General features: G+C 72.2%; 23 protein-coding genes and 1 riboswitch. Of the genes, 9 read left to right on the top strand and 14 right to left on the bottom strand.

The features are described from left to right. Both QM572_RS08205 and QM572_RS08200 read right to left on the bottom strand, forming a co-directional pair. Positions 1-668 (bottom strand): nitrite reductase (locus QM572_RS08205; RefSeq protein WP_415091913.1); only part of this gene is annotated, 668 nt, incomplete at its 3' end. A 75-nt stretch (positions 669-743) separates the two neighbouring features. Continuing rightward, positions 744-873: riboswitch (cobalamin riboswitch) on the bottom strand. Positions 874-933: 60 nt separating this feature from the next. After that, on the bottom strand, positions 934-2,058 hold the full coding sequence (locus QM572_RS08200; protein ID WP_415091911.1) for an MSCRAMM family protein: 1,125 nt from the start codon (positions 2,056-2,058) through the stop codon (positions 934-936). 79 nt (positions 2,059-2,137) lie between these two features. On the opposite strand from QM572_RS08200, the gene QM572_RS08195 reads away from it, so the two are divergent. After that, positions 2,138-3,157, top strand: coding sequence for a glycoside hydrolase family 6 protein (locus QM572_RS08195; protein ID WP_415091909.1), 1,020 nt, complete (start codon positions 2,138-2,140; stop codon positions 3,155-3,157). A 10-nt stretch (positions 3,158-3,167) separates the two neighbouring features. Then, the gene (locus QM572_RS08190) at positions 3,168-4,217 is read left to right on the top strand and encodes a response regulator transcription factor (RefSeq protein ID WP_415091907.1); all 1,050 of its coding nucleotides are present in this window, start codon (positions 3,168-3,170) and stop codon (positions 4,215-4,217) included. A 14-nt stretch (positions 4,218-4,231) separates the two neighbouring features. On the opposite strand, the gene QM572_RS08185 is transcribed toward QM572_RS08190, so the two are convergent. From QM572_RS08185 to QM572_RS08165, 5 genes are read right to left on the bottom strand one after another with little or no spacing between them, the layout of a single operon-like run. Beyond that, positions 4,232-4,984, bottom strand: a complete 753-nt coding sequence (locus QM572_RS08185; RefSeq protein ID WP_415091905.1) for a hypothetical protein — start codon at positions 4,982-4,984, stop codon at positions 4,232-4,234. After that, complete coding sequence (locus QM572_RS08180) at positions 4,981-6,456, bottom strand: glycosyltransferase (RefSeq protein WP_415091903.1); 1,476 nt, start codon at positions 6,454-6,456, stop codon at positions 4,981-4,983. The genes QM572_RS08185 and QM572_RS08180 overlap by 4 nt, the downstream gene beginning before the upstream one ends. After that, positions 6,446-7,564, bottom strand: coding sequence for a GGDEF domain-containing protein (locus QM572_RS08175; RefSeq protein ID WP_415091901.1), 1,119 nt, complete (start codon positions 7,562-7,564; stop codon positions 6,446-6,448). Before QM572_RS08175 ends, QM572_RS08180 begins: the two co-directional genes overlap by 11 nt. Next, entirely contained in the window at positions 7,561-9,216 is a 1,656-nt protein-coding gene (locus tag QM572_RS08170) for a sensor histidine kinase (RefSeq protein WP_415091899.1), read from the bottom strand. Before QM572_RS08170 ends, QM572_RS08175 begins: the two co-directional genes overlap by 4 nt. Then, positions 9,210-10,157, bottom strand: a complete 948-nt coding sequence (locus tag QM572_RS08165; RefSeq protein ID WP_415091897.1) for a transporter substrate-binding domain-containing protein — start codon at positions 10,155-10,157, stop codon at positions 9,210-9,212. The genes QM572_RS08170 and QM572_RS08165 overlap by 7 nt, the downstream gene beginning before the upstream one ends. A gap of 170 nt (positions 10,158-10,327) precedes the next feature. Between QM572_RS08165 and QM572_RS08160 the strand changes: the two genes are divergently transcribed. Beyond that, positions 10,328-10,978: a LysR substrate-binding domain-containing protein gene (locus tag QM572_RS08160; RefSeq protein ID WP_415091895.1), complete on the top strand. Its 651-nt coding sequence runs from the start codon at positions 10,328-10,330 to the stop codon at positions 10,976-10,978. On the opposite strand, the gene QM572_RS08155 is transcribed toward QM572_RS08160, so the two are convergent. From QM572_RS08155 to QM572_RS08145, 3 genes are read right to left on the bottom strand one after another with little or no spacing between them, the layout of a single operon-like run. After that, positions 10,975-11,538, bottom strand: coding sequence for a nucleosidase (locus QM572_RS08155; protein WP_415091893.1), 564 nt, complete (start codon positions 11,536-11,538; stop codon positions 10,975-10,977). The two genes, QM572_RS08160 and QM572_RS08155, sit on opposite strands and share 4 nt — an antisense overlap. A 10-nt stretch (positions 11,539-11,548) precedes the next feature. After that, entirely contained in the window at positions 11,549-12,220 is a 672-nt protein-coding gene (locus tag QM572_RS08150; RefSeq protein WP_415091891.1) for a helix-turn-helix domain-containing protein, read from the bottom strand. A 7-nt stretch (positions 12,221-12,227) separates the two neighbouring features. Further along, a complete protein-coding gene (locus QM572_RS08145; RefSeq protein WP_415091915.1) occupies positions 12,228-13,709 on the bottom strand; it encodes an APC family permease in 1,482 nt (493 codons plus the stop codon). 202 nt (positions 13,710-13,911) lie between these two features. Here QM572_RS08145 and QM572_RS08140 point away from each other — a divergent pair, with 202 nt between their 5' ends. Genes QM572_RS08140 through QM572_RS08130 form a run of 3 tightly spaced genes read left to right on the top strand, consistent with a single transcriptional unit; the run spans position 13,912 to position 17,539 of the window. Further along, on the top strand, positions 13,912-15,393 hold the full coding sequence (locus QM572_RS08140; protein ID WP_415091889.1) for an APC family permease: 1,482 nt from the start codon (positions 13,912-13,914) through the stop codon (positions 15,391-15,393). After that, entirely contained in the window at positions 15,390-17,396 is a 2,007-nt protein-coding gene (locus tag QM572_RS08135; protein ID WP_415091887.1) for a primary-amine oxidase, read from the top strand. Before QM572_RS08140 ends, QM572_RS08135 begins: the two co-directional genes overlap by 4 nt. Then, on the top strand, positions 17,396-17,539 hold the full coding sequence (locus tag QM572_RS08130; RefSeq protein WP_415091885.1) for a hypothetical protein: 144 nt from the start codon (positions 17,396-17,398) through the stop codon (positions 17,537-17,539). Before QM572_RS08135 ends, QM572_RS08130 begins: the two co-directional genes overlap by 1 nt. A 320-nt stretch (positions 17,540-17,859) precedes the next feature. Here QM572_RS08130 and QM572_RS08125 read toward each other — a convergent pair whose 3' ends face one another. Then, complete coding sequence (locus tag QM572_RS08125) at positions 17,860-19,074, bottom strand: acyl-CoA dehydrogenase family protein (RefSeq protein WP_415091883.1); 1,215 nt, start codon at positions 19,072-19,074, stop codon at positions 17,860-17,862. After that, positions 19,074-20,447, bottom strand: coding sequence for an acyl-CoA dehydrogenase family protein (locus QM572_RS08120; protein ID WP_415091881.1), 1,374 nt, complete (start codon positions 20,445-20,447; stop codon positions 19,074-19,076). Before QM572_RS08120 ends, QM572_RS08125 begins: the two co-directional genes overlap by 1 nt. A gap of 55 nt (positions 20,448-20,502) precedes the next feature. Between QM572_RS08120 and def the strand changes: the two genes are divergently transcribed. Further along, complete coding sequence (gene def / locus QM572_RS08115; protein WP_415091879.1) at positions 20,503-21,087, top strand: peptide deformylase; 585 nt, start codon at positions 20,503-20,505, stop codon at positions 21,085-21,087. Between the two features lie 39 nt (positions 21,088-21,126). On the opposite strand, the gene QM572_RS08110 is transcribed toward def, so the two are convergent. Next, positions 21,127-21,960, bottom strand: coding sequence for a TrmH family RNA methyltransferase (locus tag QM572_RS08110; RefSeq protein WP_415091877.1), 834 nt, complete (start codon positions 21,958-21,960; stop codon positions 21,127-21,129). Further along, positions 21,960-23,177 (bottom strand): uroporphyrinogen-III C-methyltransferase, encoded by a 1,218-nt coding sequence (gene cobA, locus QM572_RS08105; protein ID WP_415091875.1) that lies wholly within the window; start codon positions 23,175-23,177, stop codon positions 21,960-21,962. The genes QM572_RS08110 and cobA overlap by 1 nt, the downstream gene beginning before the upstream one ends. Positions 23,178-23,216: 39 nt before the next feature. Here cobA and QM572_RS08100 point away from each other — a divergent pair, with 39 nt between their 5' ends. Both QM572_RS08100 and QM572_RS08095 read left to right on the top strand, forming a co-directional pair. After that, on the top strand, positions 23,217-23,744 hold the full coding sequence (locus QM572_RS08100; RefSeq protein WP_415091873.1) for a YbhB/YbcL family Raf kinase inhibitor-like protein: 528 nt from the start codon (positions 23,217-23,219) through the stop codon (positions 23,742-23,744). Between the two features lie 26 nt (positions 23,745-23,770). After that, positions 23,771-24,307 (top strand): hypothetical protein (locus tag QM572_RS08095; RefSeq protein WP_415091871.1); only part of this gene is annotated, 537 nt, incomplete at its 3' end.

The following is a 24,307-nucleotide window of genomic DNA, read 5'->3' as shown; positions in this document are numbered from 1 at the left end:
GGAGCGTCCAGCTCGGCGACGTGCCAGGGCGCCGAGGGGCCGGTCCCCCGGCGTACCGCGAAGTCGTGGGCGAGCGCCGCCAGGCGCTCCGCGGCACGGGCGAGCGGGACCACCTCGCCCCATCCCGTCCCGACGCGCAGCTGGGCGGTGCGCGCGTCGAGGGCGACGAGGCCGAGGTCGCAGGGCCGCGTCAGCAGGTCGCCGCGCCCGTCGTCGAGCACGACGAGGAATCGCCCCGGCAGCCCGGCGAGGAGCGGGTCGGCGCACAGCAGCCGGTCCAGCTCCGTGGCGACGGGACGCAGGTCGGCACGGCCCCCGGGCGAGGTCTCCAGCCCCGTCTGCGGGGAGACCATGACGTTGCGGACCAGCTCGTGGGTGCGGGTCGGCAGCAGCCCGGTCGCCGCGAGTGCCGCCAGGACCTCCTCGTCGAGCTGCCCGGCGCCGCCCGGGAGGCCCCGCACCTGGAGGTTGGCCCGGGAGGTCGGGTGCACCCGCCCGTCGCCGTACGCGACCGCGAGGTCGCCCAGCGCCCGCAGCTGCTCCGCGCGGATCCGGCCGCCGATCAGTCGCAGCCGGACGAGGAGCCCGTCCTCGGCCGGCCACGGGCGCAGCGCGCCCGGGCAGCGATCGGCGCGGCTCCGCACGGCCGGCGGGGATGTGTCCTGCATGAGCGGACCTTCTGGCCAGGGACCCTGTCGCGGGATCCGTCCTCGACCTCGCGACGGTTGCCGCCAGGGCCAGCAGGTCTTCGGACTCGGGATCGACCGGGCCGGAGCGCCTTCCCGGAGTCGCCTCCAGTGGCTGCCATCGCTGGCGTGCTCCGCCCGTCACCCTCACCGCTGCGCGTCAGTCCCGGACTCTCACCGGGTTCCCCGACTCCCCAGGGGAGCACGACTGGCCCGCCCAGCGTAGGGCATCCCGCTCGCAGGCGTCCTACGGCGTCGTGGTCGCGCTCGCCGTCGCCGACCCGGTCGACGTCGCGGTGGCGCTCGTGCTCGCGGTGCTCGACGCGGTGCTGGACGCCGTGCTCGATGCTGTGCTGGAGGCGGTGCTCGACGCCGTGCTCGACGCCGTGCTCGACGCGCTGCTGGTAGGTGAGCTGGATGCCGTCTCGGTCGTGGGGGTCGCCACGGGCGCCGGCTGGGGCGTCGCGTCCAGGCGCACCAGGGCGGAGCGTCCCGCCCGGGTCACCGGCATGGAGAGCGACTGCGCGACGATCTGGCTGTTGGCGGGCAGCTGCAGGACGTAGGCGCCGGGGTACAGGCCCCGGAAGCGGGACAGGTCGCCGTTGACGATCGGGGCGGTCCACCACTGACCGGTCGACTTGCTGACGACCGTCGCCCAGATCCAGCCGCCGGCCGGATAGCCGTTGACCCGCAGGACGCCGACGTACGACGCCGCGCGGGTGTGCAGCCGGCGGCTGACGCCGCGGCCGCGGCCCGGCTTCAGCTTGCCGAGCCAGACGCTCCGGCCGGTCCAGTGGTTCTTGGCGTCCCAGAAGTAGAGGCTGTAGCTCTGGTTGCCCGGCAGCCCGCCGAGCGCGAAGCGGCCCTTCTTGTCGGTCGTCGTCGTGAAGCTGGCGCCGTACTCGTTCGCGACCCGCACCGTCGCCGACTTCGCGGCCCGGCCCTTGCCCTTCCCGAGCTTGACCGTGCCGTAGACGAAGGCGCCGCGTCCCATGACGATGTCCCGCTGCACGCTCTGCCCGGCGCCCACCGTGACCGTCGCATCCGTGCGGGCGGCCTTCTTGACGTCCCAGGAGGCCCGGCGATCGCTCGCCTGGAGGTGGTAGGTGCCGGCCGAGAGGCTGGACATGCGGAAGACGCCGCCGCTCGAGGTGGTCACGGTGCCGATGTAGGACCAGTTGCCGTCGAAGAGCGCGACCGTCGCACGGATCGGCCTGTGCCTCCCGTCCACGACGACCCCGAAGATCGTCGAGCTCCCGGCCGCCTCGCCGCGACTGAGCATCACGCGCGGCGCGACGAGGGGCACCAGCGATGCCAGAGCCGCGATCACCAGGCCCACGACGAGCCGTCGCGGTGCGATTCCCCATGTCACACGCTCACTCTACGTCCCGTCGGCGGGTCGTGGTCGGATCTCCCGCAAACCCTCACGACCCTCTCCGTAGACTGATCGGATGCCGATGCGAGGGATCCGGACCGTTCTGCTCCTCGCAACGGTGATGCTGGCGGCGGCTGCCTGCGGCTCCACCGGCTCCGACTCCGACGCCTCCGCGACGGCATCCTCCTCGTCCTCCGCCGCCGACGACAGCGAGAGTTCGTCGGCGAACGCCAACCCGCTGGCGGCGAGCCCGCTCTTCACCTGGTACGGCAGTAAGGCCGCGGCCGCCGTGCCGACGGTCACCGGGGAGGATCAGGCGATCGTCCAGCGGATCGCCAGCACCCCGACGGCGATCTGGCTGACGCCCGAGGAGTACCCCGCCGGCACGGTGGGCACCTTCGTCTCCACGGTCCTCGAGGCGGCGTCCGGGCGGCTCCCGGTCTTCGTGGTCTACGGCATCCCGAGCCGGGACTGCGCCGGCGGCCACTCCTCGGGCGGGCTGAGCACCGCCGAGTACACCGCCTGGGTCCAGGACATCGCCGACGCCCTCACCGCCGGCGACGTCGACTCGGCGACCATCCTGGAGCCGGACGCGCTCCCGAGCGCGCCCGGCTGCGGCCTGGTGCCCGAGCGCGAGGAGCTCCTCTCCACCGCCGTCGGGCAGCTCGCGGACGCGACGACGGTCTACGTCGACGCCGGCCACGCCAACTGGACGGACACGACCACGATGGCCCAGATGCTCTCGGCGATCGGGGTCGATCGGGTGCGAGGCTTCTCCGTGAACGTCTCCGGGTACGACGACGACGCGAGCGAGCGGGCCTACGCCGAGGCGCTGCGGGCCCAGCTGCCGTCCGCCCACTACGTGATCGACTCCAGCCGCAACGGCGTCGGGGGCACCGGCGAGTGGTGCAATCCGCCCGGCCGGGCGCTCGGGCTGACGCCTGGCGCCACCGAGGACGGGGGCGGACTGGACGCCCATCTGTGGGTGAAGCCGCCCGGTGAGAGCGACGGCACGTGCAACGGAGGGCCGGTTGCGGGAACTTTCTGGACCGAGCGTGCCGTAGACCTCGCGCGCGAGGCGGGGTGGATGTCCTAGGCTTGCGGCCATGGAGTCCGGACGAAAGCTCGCGGTCATCGTCGAAGACGATCCCGATGTGCGCAATCTGCTGCGCACGGTCCTCACCCAGAGCGGCTTCGAGACCATTCTCACCTCCAACGGTGAGGACGGCGTCGAGGCGGTGCGGATGCACGACCCCGTGCTGACCACGCTCGACGTGTCCATGCCCGGCATGGACGGCGTCGCGGCCGCCGCGGCCATCCGCCGGTTCAGCGAGACCTACATCATCATGATCACCGCGCAAGACGACGAGATCGACGTGATCTCCGGGCTCAACGCGGGCGCCGACGAGTATCTCTCGAAGCCGTTCCGCCCACGTGAGCTCCGCGCCCGGATCGCGAGCCTGCTGCGGCGACCGCGCAGCGTCACCACCGACGACCTCACGGTGCCGGCTCCGGCGGCGGCACCGGTCGACGAGAGCGTGTGGCGTCGGGGCGACTCCCCCGCGACCAAGGCCGAGCCCAAGGCCGCCCCGCCCGCCCCGCAGGAGCCGGTGTGGCCGACGTGGCAGCCGCCCGCGCAGCAGCAGCCGGTCTACCAGCCCCCGCCCCCGCAGCCCGCGCCCCAGCAGCCGGTCTACCAGCCCCCGGCCCAGCAGCCCGTCTACCAGCCACCCCAGGAGCCCCAGGGCCAGCCGGTCTACCGCCAGGAGCCGGCCTACTACGCCAGCGCCCCGTCGGTCTCGCCGGCGGCCGGCCGTCCCGCCGAGGGCGAGGGCGGGGTCTTCCGCCACAACGGCCTCGAGCTCAACGCCGGCACCGGCCAGGTGACCGCGGACGGCGCTCCCGTGCCGCTGTCCACCGACGAGTTCGACATGCTCCGCTCGCTCATGGCGACCGGACGTCGCGTCCGGAGCAAGGCGGACCTGGTGCTCGCCGCGCGTGGTGAGAGCTACGTGACGTCGTACTTCGTCACCGAGCACGACAAGCGCGTGATCGACCAGCAGGTCGCGTCGCTGCGCCGCAAGCTCAACGACGTCATCGAGCCGGCCCGGTGGATCGAGACCGTGGAGAACGTCGGCTACCGGATGGCTCCCTGAGCCTCAGTTGGGCCTCAGTTGGCGTCGATGGCGATCGGCAGCACGCGCGTCGGCGTGTCGCTCTTGTAGATGAAGATCGGCATCTTCTCCTCGACCGTCTGCTTCGTGTAGGCCTTCTTGCCGGCCACGTCCTGCACCCACACCTCGAACTTGAAGTCGAGGGTCACCATCGTGGTGTCGTCGGGCAGGTCGCCGATGGCCTGGTTGCGCACCTCCAGCGAGCCCTTCGGGTTGGTGATCATCTGGCCGTACTTCTTCGACCGCAGCGGATGCGGGTCGAGCGTGATGTCGAGCGGGTCCGCGTCGAGGTTGAACGCCGACGTGGCCGCGCCGGAGGCCGAGTCGGACGTCGAGGTGACCTGGACGCGCGAGAGGTAGGTCTTGCGCTTGAGCCGGAACGGGTCACGCATCGCCACGTCGAGGTCGTAGGACTGGAACGTGAAGGTGAAGTACTTGTTGCCCTGCGGATACCACTCGTGCGTGCGCGGCGTCGCCTTCGTCGGGTAGACCGTGAGCACGAAGTCGATGCCGGTCGAGGAGGTGTGCGTCTCGAACGTGCCGTCGCGGGTGAAGGCGGAGTAGACCTCCTCCGTCTTCGAGTGCGTCTCGTAGGGGTCGGCGGCCGTCGTCACCTCGGCGCGCGCGCTGGCGGCCTTGGTGCTTCCGGAGTCGTCTCCTCCGCCGGTGCCGAACTCGGAGCAGGCGGCCGTCAGGGACAGCGTCGCGGTGAGAGCAGCCGCCACCGCGATGCGTCGCGACCAGATCATGCCTTGAGGCCCCGGTGCGGGCGCAGCAGCGGGATGAGCATCGCGAGCGTCTGGATCACCGTGATGGCGCCGAGCGCACGCCATCCGACCCACAGCACGTTGGACTTGACCACGGCGGACAGCACCTGGTCGAACACCAGCACGCAGCTCGTGTAGAAGACGGTGGTGACGCCGAACGGCACGAGCCACATCGGCAGCGACGACTTCCCGGACTCCGCCTTGGCCTGCGCCGCCCAGTTGTCCTTCGCCTCCGCGAAGAAGAACTGCGACCAGGCCCGCACGAAGTGGCCCAGCCTGACCCACGTGTAGAACTCCGCTGGGAAGAACAGCAGGGCGAAGAGGTAGTCGCGGCGGGTCACCTTGGCCATGCTGTGCGCGATGCGGATGTTGAGCAGGTAGCCGATCACCGGAGGCACGACCCACCACCAGCTGAAGACGAAGGCGTGGAACATCAGCGCGCAGGTCAGGAGGATCGCGAAGCCGACGCGGGTGATGCCGTTGAAGAGCATCGAGAAGTTGTCCAGCCACCGGATCCGCAGGTTGGGGTGGAACGGCTGGCCCCGGTGGCCATCGCGCACGCCGGGCCACATCAGGTCGATGCAGCCGTAGTTCCATTTGACCTGCTGGGCGTCGAGGGCGCGGAAGGTGTCCATGCCGCCGACGTTGGCGCGTGCGGTCGCGCTGATCATGGTCTTGTAGCCGGCGCTCTGGATCTGCAGCGAGAGCAGCGAGTCCTCGACCTCGCTCACGGTGAGCCAGGGCTGGATCTGGTGGCCGGCCGAGGTGACCGCGTGCAGCGCCTCCATCGAGAAGATGGAGAGCTGGCCGCCGAGCACGGCCATCTGGCGGTCGTTGAGCAGGTTGCGCATGTTGAACGAGGAGAACTGGGCACGCTGGCCGCAGATCAGGAACTTCTCCTTGATGCCGTCCAGGGCGCTGTCGTCGATGCTGTAGATGGCCGAGATGCCACCGATCGTCGGGTCGCTCTCCATCTCCTCGATCAGCTGCTGCACGGCGTACGGGTCGGCGGAGGTGTCGCCGTCGATGCCCAGGAGGTAGTCCATCCCGTCGACGAGCCGGAAGCCGTAGTTGAGCGCTCCGACCTTCTTGTCGTCCATCGTGCCGAGGTCGTGCACGTGGATCTCGGTGATCACGCGCTCGCCGTCGACGAGCATCTCGTGGGCACCGGCGTACCACGCCGCGATCCGGGCGGTGTCGTCGGTGGTGTTGTTGACGATGACGTGGATGGCGTCGGGGCGTCGGGTCTGGGAGAGCATCGAGTCGAGCACGCCCGCGATCGAGACCGCCTCGTTGTAGGCCGGCACGACGCAGCCCACGGTCGGCCGGCGCCGCTCGAGCTGCCTGGCCGCGACGCGCGAGGTCGTGTCCGTGTCGGGGCCGCCCCGCGGCGAGGGGACGCTCTGCCAGGACGGCAGCCCGGTCAGCCCGGTCAGGGGGTACTCAGTGGACATGGCTCAGCCTCTCGTCAGCCGTCTGCCGCAGCAGCTCCAGATCGTATCCGGCTTCGTCGGAGGACGCCCAGGCGAACACGGGCGTCAAGCGGACCGGCAACGTCGCCGGCGGGGGCACGCGCATCATGCCCGTGAGAATCGAGTTGGCCACCAGCTCCGGATCCCGTGAGGTGACCATCGCGAAGCGGCCCCCGCCCAGGTGGCCGAGCACGGCCGACGGAGGCGCCTGACGGCGTAGGACGTCCGCGACCCAGCGGAGCGCGGCGTCGCCGACCGGGTGGCCGTAGGCCAGGTTGAGCTCGTGGAGCCCCGGCAGCCCGGCGGTGATGAGGTTGACGGGCTGGTGGGAGTTCGCGCACCGCTCCAGGCGGTCCACCGCCTCGGCGGTGAAGGCGCCGTTCTCATGGAGCCCCAGCTCGGTGCGGTCCTGCTCCTCGCCGAGCGCCCACCAGTTGCCGTAGCGCTCCACGCGGAGCGCCATCAGGGTCATCGCGGCGACGACGAAGGTGGCGGCGACGATTCCCTCGATCGCCGCCCACCCGTCCTCGTGGCCGACCTTGTCGGCGCCGACGAGGACGGCCAGGACCGCGATCGCGACGGCGCTGGCCCAGAGCGTGCCCTGGAGCAGGAGCGAGTTGAGGTTCGAGGACATGGCGCCGCGCCGCAGCTCGACCGCGGCGAACGCGAAGCCCAGCCCGACGACGACGGCCGTCGGCATCAGCTCCCACCGCGGCAGGCTCAGGGCGAGCACGACCGTGGCGGCGCAGCCCAGGAGGACCCCGGCGCCGGCGGTGCCCACCATCGGGGTGCGGCCCGCGAAGGCCTGCGCGGAGGCCCACAGCAGGCTCGCGCCGGTGCCCGCTCCCAGCGTCAGGATGACCGCCACGACGGCGCCCGCCGTGCGGTCGGATCCGGATGCCTCGAAGGCGCCGACCCTGCCGACGGCAGGAGCCGCGATCAGGCCGAGGAAGGTCGCGATCAGGGCGGCCGCGTCGAGCCGGTTGGCGCGGTCGTCGTGGCGCTGGAGGGTGGTGACGCCGAAGACGCTCGCCGCGACCGCGACGAAGGCGGAGGAGGCGAGCATCAGGCTCAGGGGCTCGGTGCTCATGCGGCGATCCCCGGGAGGACGACGGTCATGGTGGTGCCCACGTCGGGCACGCTCTCGACCCTGATGGTGCCCTGGTGGAGCTCGACGAGGTCGCGGGAGATGTTCAGGCCGAGCCCGGTACCGCGGATCGAGGTCCCCCGCACCGACGACGCGCGGTAGAAGCGCTCGAACAGGCGCCTGGTCTCCTCGCTGGTCATCCCGCGCCCGGTGTCGCTCACCGACACCTCGACCAGGTCACCGCGCGTGGCGTCGTGGCGCAGCGATCCGAGGACCTCGACCTCGCCGCCCTCGCGGTTGTACTTGATCGCGTTGGAGAGCAGGTTGTCGATGACCTGGCGCAGCCGGAGCGCGTCGCCGACCAGCGGCAGGCGCGGCGGGACGTCGACGTTGACCGAGATGAGCCGGTCGTGCGCCATCGGCATGATCGCCGCGACGGAGTCGAAGACGACGGGGACGAGGTCCATCGGGACCTTGGTGACCGTCAGGGCGCCGGTCGCCTCGCGCTCGCGGTGCGCGAGCAGGTCGTTGACGATGACGAGCATCCGGTCGGAGTTCTTGGCGACGACCTCGAGCTGCTCCTGGAGGTCGGGATCGAGGTCCGGGGTGTCGAGGGCGAGGTCGATGTAGCCGATGATCGAGCTCAGCGGGGTGCGCAGCTCGTGGGAGACCGAGGCCGCCAGGTCGTCGCGCGCCTGGAGCGCCTCGTACTCGGCCGTCACGTCGTTGGCGACCAGCACGATCTGGGTGATCCGCCCCTGACGGTCGCGGAGCACCCGCGTGGAGACCGCGAGCGCGGCCCGTGCCTCGCCGGGGTGCCCGAGCCAGTAGTGCGCGTCCTCGGCCGAGCCGCCGGCGAGGACCTGCGTCAGCGGGAAGTCCGCCGGCGCCACGGGGGTGAACCCGTCCTGGTGATAGAAGGGCAGGGCGGCCAGGTCCGACGTCGGCGGCAGCGAGAGGCTCTCGACCAGCTGGCGGGCGGCACGGTTGGAGGTCGTGAGGTGACCGGCGGCGTCGAAGCCGAGGACGGCGAACTGGACCGCGTCGAGCACGTGGCGCACGGTGTCCTCGCCGACGCTGGCGCGGTCGAACGCGCCCTCGAGCATCGAGGCCTGACGCCGCAGCAGCACGTGCTGCGCGTCGGAGCGGCGGCGGGTCCACCACGTCATGGTGGCGACCAGGCCGAGCGCGCACGAGGAGCTCACCCCGACCATCACCGACGCGCGCGTCGTCGGCGCTCCGGCGATGCCGGGCACGCGAGCGAGCCAGACAGCGGCCAGCATGAGCCCGAGCCCGACGACGAGCGTCCGGGCGGAGTAGGAGGTCGCCAGCCAGATCACCGGGAAGAGCAGCAGCGTAGAGAGCCCCGCTGCCGGGACCTCGCGGATCATCAGGCCGATGCCGAGCGTGTCCAGCGCCGGGACGAGGAGGATCCACCGGTCGGGCCGGCGACCGTCGCTGACGCCGAAGCCGGCGACGCAGGCCAGCGCGATGATCGTGACGCCCTCGATGATCGCGAGCCGCTGGGGCAGGCCGACGTCGCCCAGGATCAACAGCGCGAGGGCCGCCAGCCCCGTCGCGCAGGTGAACTGGAGCTGGAGCGGAGCGACCGGGAACACCGACGCCCGGGTCTCGGCGGCCCTCGCCATCAGCATGGCTCGAAGGCAGGAGGCTCGGGCGAGTCGGCGCCCGATTGACCGAGCGTGTCCTCGAAGGCTGCGAGCCAGCTGCCGTCCTTATAGGCTCGCAGCAGCGTCTTCTGGATGTAGTCGCACATGCCGGCCAGGCCCTTGGCGTAGCCGACGCCGTACTTCTCCTCGGTCCAGGGATCGCCGATGACCTTGAGCGATCCTCCGGAGGCCGCGGCGTAGCCGAGCTCGATCACGCCGTCGGTGGCCAGCGCGTCGACCGTGCCCTGCTGCAGCGCGCTCACGCACTCGGCGAAGGACTCCTTGAGCACGGGCGTCAGCTTGAACTCGTGGACGATCACGTTCGCCGTCGTCGAGGTGGTGGTGGTGCAGATCCTGCCGTCGAGCGAGGCCGGCAGGGACCGCAGCCGCGGGTTGCCGTTGGGACCAGGCGTGACACTGGCGAGCATCGCCTGGTCGGCGGCGCGGACCAGCAGCTGCGCGCCGGTGATGTAGTAGGGCCCGGCCATGCCGACCTGCTGCTCGCGCTCGCGCGTCATGGAGTACGTCGCGATGACCAGATCGGCCGTGTTGCTGGTGAGAGCCTGCTCGCGGGTCGAGGTCACGGTCTGGACCCACTGGATCTTGTCGGGCGAGATGCCCAAGCCGCCGGCGAGGATCTTCGCGACCTCGATCTCGAAGCCGCTCGGCGCCGAGGCGCCGTTGCTGAGGTAGCCGAGTCCGGGCGCGTCGTACTTCACGCCGATCCGGATCGTCCCCTGCTGGGCCAGCTGCTGGGCGTAGCCCGAGAGCCCGTCGATCGCCTCGACCTTGCCGCGCTCGGCGGTCGGGTCGATGGTCGCCAACGTCGTCGCCGTCGCCGAGGTCGACGCACCGGCCGTCACCGTCACCGTGGCGGTGGAGTCACCGTCGCCGGCGCACCCCGCGACGGCGAGCACGAAGGGCATGACGAGCGTCAGACCGGACCAGCGACGACGCACCGCACCTCCCCCTGACACGAGACGAGGACGGACCGCCCAGGCCCGTCCGGCACTTAGGCTACCGGAATCGCGCGAGCAGCAGGGCGGTCTAGGCCAGTGTTACCCAGATGTTCTGTTCCGCTGTACGAGGGTGGGGAATGTCGACACCGGTCGTGCTCACCAGGTCGGAGAGCGTCTCGACGGGCGCCGGCCCGGGCTACGGCTACGGTGACGCCATGACCTTCCGCCTGGGCTACGTCACGGGTGCGACGCCGGACAAGTGGGCGCGGGCGTGGCGGGAGCGGTCCCGCGAGGGGCTGGTCCTCGTCCCGGTCACCGAGGAGACCCAGCTCGACGCCGTCCGTGCCGGGGAGGTCGACATGGCGCTGGTCCGGCTGCCGGTGGAGACCGACGGGCTCCACCTGATCCGGCTCTACGAGGAGGTCCAGGTCGCGGTCGCGGGTGCCGAGCACCTCATCGCCGCCGCCGAGGAGGTCACCACCGGGGACCTGGACGACGAGCAGCTGGTGGCGCCGCACCCCTCGGGGTGGGCGCCGTCGGCCGAGCAGCTGCCCTGGCCCCCGATGACCGAGAAGGACGCCGTCGAGACCGTGGCCGCGGGGACCGGTGTGGTCGTCCTCCCGCTGTCCGTCGCCAGGCTTTTCCGCCGCAAGGACACCGTCCAGCGACCGGTCGCCGACCTCGAGCCGACCACGATCGGGCTCGCGTGGCTCCGCGAGGGCGACGACGAGCGCACCCAGGCCTTCGTCGGGATCGTCCGCGGCCGGACGGCCAACTCCTCGCGCTAGGGTGTGACCTGGCGGCCCGCGCCGTCGAGGTACGCCGTCAGCCACTCACCCAGGGCGCGGGCCGACAGGTCGACCAGCTCCGGCCACGACATCGCCCCGGCGTCGGCCTGGTCCGAGACGTGCTTGACCAGGGTCGCGGGCACACCGGCGCGGCGGGCGGCCCAGGCGACGGCGTACCCCTCCATGTCGACGAGGTCCGCGAGCTCGGCCAGCCGGGCGCGGACGAGCGGGTCGGAGACGAAGAGGTCGCCGGTCGCCAGCCGGATCGGGCTCTCCCCCACACGCAGCCACTCCTGCGGGTCGTAGCCGAAGGCACGCAGCGCGTCGGCCGAGAGGTCGTGGTTGAGCACCGAGCCGACGACGTGGAGCCCCTCCAGGTGGTCGTGCAGGGCGCCGGCGGAGCCGATGTTGACCACCTCGGTGATCCCCGGGTCGGCGGCGAGGAAGGCCGCCACCGACGCGGCCGCCGGCACCTTCCCGACGCCGGTGATGAGCAGGCGCGCCGTCGACGGCACGTGGACGGCCTCCTCGGGAGTCGCGGAGACGACGAGCAGGGTCATGGCGAGGACCCTAACGAGATCCGGGAGACATCAGGGTCGCGAGTCGCTCCACGTCCGCGCGTACGCCGTCGGCGAGCTCGGCCGGGGAGCCCAGCCGCGCCGCGGGCAGGGCCAGCGCGAGTCCCGCGAGCAGCCGGCCCTCCGGATCGCGGACGGCCAGCGCCAGACAGCCGAACCCCGGCGTCAGCGTCCCGATCTGCACGGCGTAGGGCACCGGCGTGACACCGGCTCGCTGCTCTCGCTCGGCGAGCACGAGGCGCCCCAGCGCGGAGGCGGCGAGGTCGTCCCCGATCCGCGCCGGGTCGCTGAGCGGGAAGTCGGGGTCGACGTCGACGAACCGGGGTCGCCCCTCGTCGAGCCGGGCGAGATGGACGCCCCCGCGGATCCGGCTGCGGAGCGCGTCGAGCACCGACTCCACCTCGCGGGTGGTGTCGTGCTCAGTGGAGAGCCCCGCCAGCAGGGCGACCTTCCGGCCGAGGGCGAAGCCGGTGAGGTCGGGCAGCCGCACGAGGTACTCGTCCTGGACCAGCAGGTTGAGCAGCCGGTAGGCCGTGGCCCGTGGCAGGCCGAGGTTCGCCGAGATCTGCTGGGCGGTGATCCCGGGGCCGGCTCGTGCCACCTCCTCGAGCACGGCGAACGCCGACAGCACCGCGTTGGGCTGCCGGCCCCCGAAGTCGCTCACCCGCGGGTCACCGGCGAGCCAGGTCCGCGGCCCCGAGGAGGTCGTCCGCGGTGGTCTCGTCGAACATGCCCATCCGCTCGACGGCGCGGCCCCTGGCCCGGCGCAGCCAGCCCCACGACGTACCGCCCACGAGGACGAGGCCGGCGAGGACCACCAGCGCGACCGGCTCCCCCGCCACGCAGAGGTAGACCGCGAGCAGGCCGGCGAGGAGCGTGCCCAGCGCGCCGGCCGCCCATGCCGTGGGCCGGGTCAGCTCGCCGATGCGGGCGAGGAAGAGCGGCGCCGAGGCGATCACGAGGACGTAGGAGAGCAGGTAGCCGGCGACCGACACGACGATCAGGACCTTCATCGCGTCCCAGGGCGCCCACCCGCCGAGCAGCAGGACGAGCGGGACCACGATCGTCACCGGGACCACCACGACCAGTGCCCCGCGCGGGGTGCCGCGCAGCGGGTCGGCCTGGCCGAGCCGGGGCGAGAGCAGTCCCTCGCGGCCGAGGGTGAACACGACGCGGCTCAGGGCGGTCAGCGAGGCGATCGCGCAGGCGACCAGCGACGTGACCTGCCCGAGCTCGAGGAGCCGCGCCAGCCAGGAGACGCCGCTGTGGTCGGCGAGCGAGGTGAGCGCGAGGTCGTTGTCGGCGAGTGAGACGCCGAAGGCCTGGGCGCCGACCTGCTGGGTGTAGAGGCTGCCGACGTAGACCAGGCCGGCGCCGATGAGCGTCCATCGCATGGTGCGAGGGATCGTGAGGAACGGCCGGCGTGCCTCGCGGCCGAGCGCCGCGGCGCTCTCGAACCCGACGAAGGCGCTGATCGCGACCGTGGTGCCCGCGACGAGGGCCGTGGGGCTGCCCAGCCGCCCGTGGAACGGCGCGTCGAGCGCACCGACGCCGACGTGGGCGAGCACGGTGACGAGCAGGGCGAGGACGAGCAGCACCGCCACCGCCTCGACGATCAGCGTCACGCGCGCGGAGATCCGGATGCCGCGTCGCAGCACGCCGTAGCAGAGCGCTCCGGCGATCACGACGCCGACGGCGTCCGTCACCCGGTTCACCGGCATTCCGGTGACCTCGTGGAGCAGGTCGCCCGCGAAGAGCGAGGCGCCGACCACGCCGAACATCGCGACGAACCCGTAGCCGACGATGAGGGCGCACGCCGCCGCGAAGCCCGCGCCCGGGCCGAGGCCCTTGGTGGTGAAGGTGTAGAGCGAGCCCGGCGCGCGCAGCCGGCGGGCGAAGTGCCCGACCGCCCAGCAGACCCCGCCGCTGAGGGCCCAGGCCAGGAGCATGCAGACGAGGATCGAGCCGTCGGTCTGGCCGGCGACGAGGGCCGGGGTCGTGACGGCCGCGGCGGTCGGGGCGACGGCGCCCGCCGACTGGGCCAGCACGTCGACCATGCCGAGGGCGCGCCGGGAGAGCCCGGCCATGGGAGAGGCCTTCCCCACCCCGTCGACCGTCGGGGGCGAGTCGATGGCCCGGCTCAGCGCCCGCATCACGCGGTGAGGCTAGGCCATGAGTCGTTTCGCGACGGTTACGCGGCGATGTCGTGCGGAGGGCATCCGTGTGGGAATCCCGCCTCCGGCGAGTCCCGTTCGGCGTCCGCGGAAACGTTGCGTCGGCGACTCCTCGGCGGAACGTGCGCACGTGAGGGTGGACGCGCCAACCACCCGCACGTCCCTCCCGAACAGGAGCACCATGACCACCGCCCACGCCTCGGCCTCCGCGACGCCCATCACGGCGCCGGGCCGCCGGCTCACCGGCACCCTCGGTGCCGGCGCCATCGTCTTCATGGTCGTCGCCGCCGCGGCGCCCCTCACCGTCATCGGCGGTGGCTTCCCCCTCGCCGCGCTCATGGGCAACGGCGCCGGCGCGCCCGCCATGTTCGTCGTCGGCGGCGTCATCCTGCTCTTCTTCGCGGTCGGCCTGTCGACCATGAGCCGGTACGTCGCCAAGCCCGGGGCCTTCTTCACGTACGTCGGCTACGGACTCGGCCGCCCGGCCGGGCTGGCCGCCGCCTGGCTGGCCATCCTGACGTACACGACCGTCCAGATCGCGGTCTACGGCTATCTCGGCTACACGCTCGGCGCCTGGGTGGACGACAAGACCGGCCTGAGCCTCTCCTGGTGGGTCTGGGCGCTGCTGCTCGTCGGGGTCGTCGGCGTGCTCGGCTTCCGCCACGTCGAGCTGTCGGCGAAGGTCCTCGGCGTCCTGCTGGTCGCCGAGGTCGGCATCGTCCTCGTGCTCTCGGTCGTCATCCTCGTCCAGGGCGGCAACGACGGCATCAGCGTCGACTCGTTCAAGCCGTCGGTCGTCACCTCCGGCACGCCCGCGCTCGCCCTGATGTTCTGCATGGCCGGCTTCATCGGCTTCGAGGCCACCGCGATCTTCCGCGACGAGGCGAAGGACCCCGAGCGCACGATCCCGCGGGCGACGTACGCGGCCGTCGTCGTCATCGCCGTCTTCTACACCTTCACCGCGTGGTCCCTCGTGCAGGGCTGGGGCAGCGACTTCGCCGACGAGATCGCCAACGACTACGCGGGCTTCATCGTCACCACCGGCGACAAGTACCTCGGCACCGCCGGCGCCGAGGTCATCAACATCCTCCTGATGACCTCGCTCTTCGCCTGCGTGCTCTCCTTCCACAACGTCATCACCCGCTACCAGCACTCGATGTCGAACGCGTCGCTGCTGCCGAGCCACGTCGGCAGGGTCCACGAGAGCCACGAGTCGCCTCATGTCTCCTCGCTGCTCCAGAGCGTGACCGCCTTCGTCCTGCTGGTCGGGTTCGCCCTCTTCAAGCTCGACCCCGTGCTCCAGGTCTTCTACTGGTTCAGTGGCATCGCCACCGTGGCGATCGTCGTCCTGATGGCGGCCACGTGCGTCGCGGTGATCGTCTACTTCACCCGCAACCGGATCGACGCGGGGCTGTGGCGGACCTGGATCGCGCCGGGCATCGGCGCGCTCGGCCTCGCCGCGGTCACCTGGATCCTCTTCGCCAACTTCCCGATGCTCCTCGGCGACGTCGACGCCGAGGGCAACCCGACGCTCGGGGCCCTGACGGTCTGGATGCTCGTCGTCATGGCCGCCTTCCCGGCCTTCGGCTTCGCCCAGGCCGCCTGGCTCAAGCGCCGCCGCCCCGCCGCCTACGCCACCGTCATCGACACCATCTCCGAGTGAAGGACCACCCCCTCATGACCACCGAGCTCACCCTCATCGACCCCGGGACCGGCACCGTCGCGGGCCCCCTCACCAGCCTCACCGGCGAGGAGATCACCGCCACCACCCGCCTCCTCGCCGAGGGCGGCCACACGACGGCCTCGACCCGGTTCGCGTACGTCGGGCTGGTGGAGCCCCACAAGAGCGAGGTCCTCGCCTTCCGGGCCGGCACCGGCGGCCGGCCCGACCGGATCGCCCGCGCCCTGCTGCTCGACACCGCGACCGGCGACTCCCTCGACGCGCGGGTCAACCTCACCGCCGGGACGATCGACACGATCCCGGTCGACCCCGCCCACGGCCAGCTCCCGATCCTGATCGAGGAGTTCTCCGCCATCGACCCGATCGTCCGCGCCAGCGAGGACTGGGTCGCGGCCCTGGACCGTCGCGGCCTCAGCGCCGAGGAGGTCGTCACCGCGCCGCTCTCCCCCGGCCACTACGACAACCCCGGCGAGGAGGGCAAGCGGATCATCCGCGTCTTCGCCTTCCAGTTCACCGACCCCACCGACCATCCCTGGGCCCACCCGGTCGACGGACTGTGCGCCTACGTCGACGTGATCGCGCAGTCGGTGATCGAGGTGATCGACAACGAGCTGCTCCCGGTGCCCGAGGAGCCCTCGAAGTTCCACCTGCCCGAGGGCCGGCCGGCGCCGCTCGAGGGCCTCAAGCCGATCGAGATCAGCCAGCCCGAGGGGCCGTCCTTCAGGGTCGCCGGCGACCACGTGGAGTGGGCGAACTGGTCCCTCGACCTCGGCTTCGACGCGCGCGAGGGGCTGATCCTCAGCAACATCGCGTTCGCCGACCCCGATCACGACGGCGAGGTCCGCCCCGTGCTCTACCGCGCCTCGATCGCGGAGATGGTGGTGCCGTACGGCGATCCCGCCCCGACCCGCTACTGGCAGAACTACTTCGACACCGGCGAGTACATCTTCGGCCGCTTCGCCAACTCGCTCACGCTGGGGTGCGACTGCCTCGGCGAGATCCGCTACTTCGACGTGACGCTCGCCGACGAGTTCGGCAACCCGCAGACCATCGCCAACGGCATCTGCCTGCACGAGGAGGACTTCGGCACGCTCTGGAAGCACACCGACCTCTTCGTCGAGGGCGTCTCGGAGGTCCGCCGCCAGCGCCGCCTGGTCATCTCGTTCTTCACCACCGTCGGCAACTACGACTACGGCTTCTACTGGTACCTCTACCTCGACGGCAGGATCGAGTGCGAGGCCAAGCTCACCGGCATCCTCTTCCCCAGCGCCTACAAGGGGATGGAGGAGTGGCCGTACGCCACCGAGGTCGCTCCCGGCGTCGGCGCGCCGTTCCACCAGCACCTCTTCAGCGCCCGCCTCGACATGATGGTCGACGGGGTCGTCAACGTCGTCCGCGAGGTCGACGCCGCGCGGGTCCCCGTCTCCGACGCCAACCCGTGGGGCAACGCCTTCACGTTCACCTCCACCACGATCGCGTCGGAGTCGGAGGGCGCCCGCGACGCCGACGCGTCCGTGGGCCGGGTGTGGCACATCGACTCCACGGAGCGCGTGAACCGACTCGGGAACCCGACCGGCTACGTCCTCCACGCCGAGCAGGGCCCGACGCTGCTCGCCGATCCGAGCTCGTCGGTGCACCGGCGCGCGACCTTCACCACCAAGCAGGTCTGGGTGAGCGCCTACGACCCGGAGGAGCGCTACCCCGCGGGCGACCTGGTCAACCAGAACCCCGGCGGGGACGGGCTGCCGGCGTACATGGCGGCGGATCGGAACCTCGACGGCGCCGACCTCGTCGTGTGGCACACCTTCGGGCTGACCCACTTCCCCCGTCCCGAGGACTGGCCGGTGATGCCGGTCGACTACGCCGGCTTCAAGCTCCTCCCCTACGGCTTCTTCGACCGCAACCCCGCGCTCAACGTCCCCTCGAACGCATCCGCCCACTGCGCGCCCGCCGGTGGCGCCGACTCCTGCTGTGGAGGCCACTGATGTACGCCGTGAACGCGATGATCGAGCGGGTCGGCCGGCTGTCCCCGGCCGCCGCCCGCACCCTCGTCCTCAGCTCCGCCACCGCCGGCGCGCTGCTGGCCCATCTGCTCTGGATGCACCAGTCCGGCTGTTGCTGCTGCTGACCCCCGCCCGCCCCGCCATCCGCCGAGTGGGGCCTCCCCGCCCGCCGAGTAGGGCCTCCGATTCCCCGAGTAGGGCCTCCGACTCGCCGAGTGGGGGCTCCGACTCGCCGAGTGGGGGCTCCGATTCCCCGAGTGGGGCGGCGTGTGCCCTGTCGGCGCACGCCAAGCCCCACTCGGCGGGCGGCGAGGCCCTATTCGACCGGCCCTGAGACCCCACTCGACCGGACTGAAGGCCCCACTCGGCGGGCGGCGAGGCCCTATTCGACCGGCCCTGAGACCCCACTCGACTGGACTGGAGGCCCCACTCGGCGGGTGGGGCGCTACTTCAGCTCGGCGCTGGAGAGGCCGAGGACGCGGCGGGCGACGATCAGCTGCTGGATCTGCTGGGTGCCCTCGAAGATGTCGAGGATCTTGGAGTCCCGGGCCCACTTCTCGAGCAGCTCGCCCTCGGCGTACCCGATCGAGGAGCAGAGCTCGACGCAGGACAGCGTGATGTCGGAGCCGACGCGGCCGGCCTTCGCCTTCGCCATCGAGGCCTCGAGCGAGTTGGGCTTGCGGTTGTCCGCCATCCAGGCGGCCTGGAGGGTGAGCAGGTGCGCGCCCTCCCAGTCGGCCTCGAGCTGGAGGAACTTCGCGGCGGCGGCACTCTGCAGGAGGGCCGGGCGGTCGTAGTCGACCTCCACGCCGGCCTTCGCCAGGAGCTCGCGGGTGAGGTCGAGCGACGCCCGGGCGCAGCCGACGGCCATGGCCGCCACCAGCGGCCGGGTGTTGTCGAAGGTCGCCATCGCGCCGGCGAAGCCCTCCGAGGCGTTGACCTCCTCCGAGCCGAGCAGGTTGGCGGCCGGCACGCGGGCGTCGGTGAAGGTGATCACCGCCGTGTCGGAGGCCCGGATGCCGAGCTTGTGCTCCAGCCGCTCGACCTTGACGCCCGGCGTGGACTTGGGCACGAGGAAGGACTTGATCGCCGCTCGCCCGAGGCTCTTGTCCACCGTCGCCCAGACCACGATCGAGTCCGAGCGCTCGCCGGAGGTGACGAAGATCTTCTCGCCGTTGAGGACGTACTCGTCGCCGTCCTTGATCGCGGTGGTGGTGACCTTCGCGGAGTCCGAGCCGAAGCTCGGCTCGGTGATGGCCATCGAGGCCCAGGTGCCCTTGAACCGCTCGAGCTGCTCGTCGCTGGCCACGCTCGCGATGGCCGAGTTGCCGAGGCCCTGCCGCGGCATGGACAGCAGCAGTCCGGTGTCGCCCCAGCACATCTCGGCGACGGTGAGCACCGAGGCGAGGTTGGAGCCGTTCTTGACCGAGGTGTCGGTCTCCTTACTGTCACGGCGTACGCCGGCAGCCCCCGCGCCCTCGCTGGCGCCCGACTCGGCGAGCCCGTCGGCCATGGCCGCGAGCATGTCGAGCTCCTTGGGGTACTCGTGCTCGGCCAGGTCGTACTTCCGGCTGATCGGCCGGAGCATGTTCATCGCGACCTGGTGCACCTGCTCGACGAGCGGCTTGAACTTCCTCGGGTCTTCCAGATTGATCGCCATCAGACGAGCACCGTGCCTTCCATGATCCCGATGGCGCGCAGGTCGCGATACCACCGCTCGACGGGGTGTTCCTTGACGAAGCCGTGGCCGCCGAGCAGCTGGACGCCGTCGAGGCCGATCCGCATGCCCTTGTCGGTGCACAGCTTGCGGGCCAGCGCGATCTCGCGGCCGGCGTCGCGGCCCTGGGCCACGCGACCGGCGGCCTTCCAGGTGAGCAGGCGCATCGCCTGCAGCTCGATGGCGATGTCGGCCACCATGAACGCCACCGCCTGGCGGTGGGCGATCGGCTCGCCGAACGCCTCGCGCTCCTTGACGTACGGCGTCACGTAGTCCAGCACCGCCTGCGCGGTGCCGACGGCCAGCGCGCACCAGGCCAGTCGCGAGAGCCGCACGCACTCGGCGTACGTCGACCCGTCGGCCTCGCCGAGGATCGCGTCCTCCGACACCGTGACCCCGTCGAGCGTCAGGGTGGTGAACCCCGCCGCGCGGACGCCCATCGCCGGGTCGCCCTCGACGGTGAGCCCCTCGGCGCCGGCCTCGACCAGCACGAGGACCGGAGCGCCGTCGAGCACGGCGCCGACGACGAAGAGCTCCGCGTCGGCGCCGCGCGGGACGAGCGACTTCACGCCGTCGAGCACGAGCGTGCCGCCCCGGCGGGTGGCCGTGGTGGCGGGCGTCAGGACGTCGAAGAGGACGCTCGGCTCGTTGAGCGCCAGGGCGGCGGCGGGAACGCCCTTCTCGGAGGGCTCGGTGAAGGCCGGGAGGTAGGTCTGCTGCTGCTCGTCGGTGCCCCACAGGCTGAGGGCGGTCGCGACCGCGCCGGGGGCGAGCGTGGCGACGGCCAGGCCCATGTCGCCCTTGGCGAGCGCCTCGGCGACGAGCACGCCGGCGACGGCGGAGCGCTCCTCGTAGACGCCGCCCAGCTCCTCGGGCACCCCGAGGATCGGCAGCCCGATCTCGAGCGAGGCCTTGAGCAGCTCGTCGGGCGCGGCGCAGGCGGTGTCGGCCTCGGACGCGGCCGGGCGGAGCGCCTCGTCGGCGAACTCGGTGGCGACGTCGACGAGCATCTGCTCGTCCTCGGTCGGGGTGAGGTCGAAGACGCCGGGGTGGCCGGCGCTCGGCGCGCGGGTGCCGCTCTGGCCGCGCTTGCCGGCCTTGGCGAAGGTGCGCCCGGCGGTGGTCGCGACCTTGAAGCCGCTGCGCGTCACGGTGAAGACGGTGGCCTCGGTCTGCTTGCGCACCTTGAGCTTGTCGAGGATCGGGCTCTGGGCGAACTGGCTCAGCCCGGCGACGAGGACGCCGAGGGGATCGCGCGTCTCGGTGGACGCGAGACCGTGACGGCCGCCGGCCCGGAAGGGGTTCGGGAGGGACATGCGACAAACTGTAACTCGGAGTTACACATTGCGCTACAGCTCTATCCTGAGCGGCATGCACGCGCCGTACGGACCACTCCCCGAGGGCGGCAGCATCCGCCCGATCACGCGCTGGGGCACCCCGGTCATGCACCGGCCGCTGACTCCGGTGACGTCGTTCGACGACCCCCTCCGAGCGCTCGCGGCGGACATGGTGGCGACGATGTACGCCGCCGACGGCGTCGGCCTCGCGGCCTGCCAGATCGGCGAGGACGTGGCGATGTTCGTCTTCGACTGCCCCGACGAGGCAGGCGAGCGGTGGGTCGGCGTGGTGTGCAACCCGGTGCTCACCCTGCCCGAGGGGAAGGACCGGCAGCTCGACAGCGACGAGGAGGGCTGCCTCTCGTTCCCGGGTGCCTTCACCGACCGCGCCCGGCCCGACCACGCCCGCGTCGAGGGCGTCGGCCTCGACGGCGAGCCGGTCGTCTTCGAGGGCGACGGACTGCTCGCCCGGTGCCTGCAGCACGAGAGCGACCATCTCGCCGGCAAGGTCTTCGCCGACGCCCTCTCCGACCGCGCCCGCAAGAGGCTCACCAAGGCGCAGGCCAAGGTGGCCGACGAGTTCGCCGCCGACTGGCCGGTCACTCCGCGCCGCGAGTGAGAGCGTGCTCGAGAGCTCGGCGTCGAGCTCCGCAGGCGGTCACCACGACCGCTCGGAGGCCGGTGCCGTGCGCGCACGCGTGGCGTAGAGCGCGACGGCGGACGCGGCGGCGACGTTGAGGGAGTCGACGCCGGGCTCCATGGGGATGCGGACGCGGAGGTCGACCTGGGTCGCGGTGCGGCGGTCGATCCCGGCGCCCTCCGTGCCGAGGACCAGCGCCAGCCGCTCGTCCCGGCGAGCGGCCAGCTCGTCCAGCGTGATCGCGTCGTCGGCCAGGGTGAGCGCGGCCGTCGCGAAGCCCTGGGCACCGAGCAGGTCGAGCGTGGTCGGCATGTGGCGGAAGCGGGTCCAGGGCACGGCGAAGACGTTGCCCATGCTGGTCTTCACCGCACGGCGGTAGTACGGATCGGCGCACGCCTCGGTGAGCAGGACCGCGTCCACTCCCAGCGCGGCGGCGTTGCGGAAGGCGGCGCCGACGTTGGCATGGTCGACCAGGCCCTCCAGGATCACCACCCGCCGGGCGCCGGCGATCACCTCCGCCACGGACGGCAGCGGCCGGCGCTCGAGGGAGGCGAGGGCGCCACGGTGGACGTGGAAGCCCGTCACCTCCTCGATCCGTGCCTCGGACATGACGAAGCAGGGCGCCTCGGTCGACTCCAGTACGTCGGCGAGCCCGTCGAGCCGCTTCGGGCTCATCAGCAGGGACCGGACGGCGAAGCCGGCGGCCACCGCCCGGCGTACGACCTTCTCGCCCTCGGCGAGGAAGAGGCCGTGCTCGGCCTCGAGGCTCTGCCTCAGCTGCACGTCGCGCAGGTCGCGGTAGTCGGCCAGCAGCGGGTCCCCGGCGTCGTCCACCCGGACGACGTGAGCCATCAGAACGCCTCCGGGCAGGCGACCCGGACCACCTCGCCGACGACGATGATCGCGGGCGGGCGCACGCCCTCCGCCTCCAGCACCCCCGCCAGCGAGCCGAGCGTCGCGTAGACGGTGCGCTGCGTGGGCATGGCGCCGTCGCAGACGACCGCCACCGGCGTGCCGGGATCGCGGCCGCCGCCGACCAGCGCCGACGCGATGGCGGGCGCGTTCTGCACGGCCATCATGAGCACCACGGTGCCGTGGAGTCCGGCGACGGCCGACCAGTCGGTGAGGGACTCGGGATGCCCGGGCGGCAGGTGCCCGGAGATCACGACGAAGTCGTGGGCGACGCCCCGGTGGGTGACCGGGATGCCGGCGAGTCCGGGGACGGTGACCGGCGAGGTGAGGCCCGGCACGATCCGGACCGGCACACCGGCCTCCTGGCAGGCGAGCACCTCCTCGTAGCCGCGGCCGAAGACGAAGCTGTCACCGCCCTTGAACCGGACGACCGCCTTGCCCGCCCGCGCCCGGTCGACGATGACCTCGTTGATCGACTCCTGGCTCGCCGCGCTGCCGCGCGGCAGCTTCGCGACGTCGACGAGCTCGACGTCGGCGGGCAGCTCCGAGAGCAGCTCGCGCGGGGCGAGGCGGTCGGCGACGACCACGTCGGCGTCCATGAGCGCCTTCCTGCCCGCCACGGTGATCAGCTCCGGGTCGCCGGGGCCGCCGCCCACGAGCGTCACGCCGGGGATCCTGGCCCGCTGGTGCCGCGACGCGAGCGACCCGTCGCGCAGGCTCGCCACCACCTCGTCGCGGACCGTGGCCGACCGGCGGGGGTCGCGGTTGCCGAGGATCGCGACGGTCAGGCCGGCCTCCCGCCCCACCGCCGGGGTCCAGGCGGTCGCCTCGACGGCGTCGTCCGCGCGGACGCAGAAGATGCGCCGCTCCTCCGCCGCCCGCGAGACGGCCTCGTTCACGGCGGTGTCGCGGGTGGCCGCGATGACGTACCACGTGTCGTCGAGGTCGGCGGCCTGGAAGCCGCGCTCGATCCAGGCGATCTCCCCGGACCCGGCGAGGCCCTCCAGCGACGGCGTGACGTGGGGCGAGACGACGGACACGGCGGCGCCGGCCGCGATCAGGGCCGGCACCCGCCGCTGGGCGACCTGCCCTCCCCCGACGACGACGACGCGGCGGCCGGAGAGCCGCAGGCCCGAGGGGTAGATGGGGAAATCCATGATGGCCCCATCATTCCCGATGCCCGTAGTCTCGAGGCCATGAGCCTCGACCGACCGGTCCATCCCGATCCCTACGCTCTGCTCCCGGCCGTGCCGTCGTTCGCGGTCACCAGCACCGACGTGACCAACGGGCAGCCGCTCGCCGACGCCCAGGTCAACGCGGGCGGCGACACCTCGCCCCAGCTGTCGTGGGAGCCCGGACCCGAGGGCACGAAGTCGTACGTCGTCACCTGCTTCGATCCGGACGCCCCGATCGTCAGCGGCTTCTGGCACTGGGTCGTCGTCGACATCCCGGCCGACGTCACCTCCCTGGACACGGGTGCCGGGGCGAGCGACGACACCCTGCCCGACGGCGCCTTCCACGTCCGTAACGACAGCGGCGCCAAGGCGTTCATGGGTGCGGCGCCGCCCCCGGGCGACCAGGTGCACCGCTACTACTTCGTCGTGCACGGGGTGACGGAGGAGTCCCTCGGGGTCGACGGCGACGCCTCGCCGGCCGTCGTCGGTTTCAATCTGGCGTTCAAGTCCACAGGTCGTGCACAACTCGTCGGCACGTACCAGCACTGACCCACCCGGCCACTAGCCTGGGGCCCATGTCCGTGAGCCGCCGAGCCGTCTTCGACGGCTCGATCCTGCTCCTCGCGACCGCCGCCGTCGCGATCGGCGCCGCCACGTGGTCCGGCGGCGCTCCGACGCTGGGCTCCTCGACCGTCGCGACGCTGGGCCTCGCGGTGGCCGTCGCCGCGGCCGCGGGCTGGCTCCTCACCGACTCGACGATCCGGGCCTCGCTCCCGGTGGTCGCCGGCACCGTCCTGGCCTTCGTCGACGGCTCGGCTTCCACGGGCACCTTCCTGCCCCTCTGGGCACTCGCCGTCGCCCTGACCTATCGCCTGCTGGTCGGCCGGTTCGGCCGCAGCCGGGCGGAGATCTCGCTCGTCGTCCTCGCCGGCGCGGTCGTGGCGGCGCTCGGCCCGTGGATCGGGCACGCCCCGACGGCCTACGAGCGGGTGCTCGCCGGGCTGGCCTGCTTCGCCGCCTCCCACGCCCTGCTGGAGCGGCTGCGGCCCGGGAGCCGCGGCCTCGCGTTCGGGCGCCGCCCCCTGCTGCTGGCCTGCGCCGGCGTGGCCGCG

Origin of the sequence: Nocardioides sp., from assembly GCF_047607365.1 — a bacterium.
Taxonomy (GTDB): domain Bacteria; phylum Actinomycetota; class Actinomycetes; order Propionibacteriales; family Nocardioidaceae; genus Nocardioides.
Note: the sequence above shows the minus strand (reverse complement) of the source record. Positions and strands in the feature narration are given on the sequence as shown.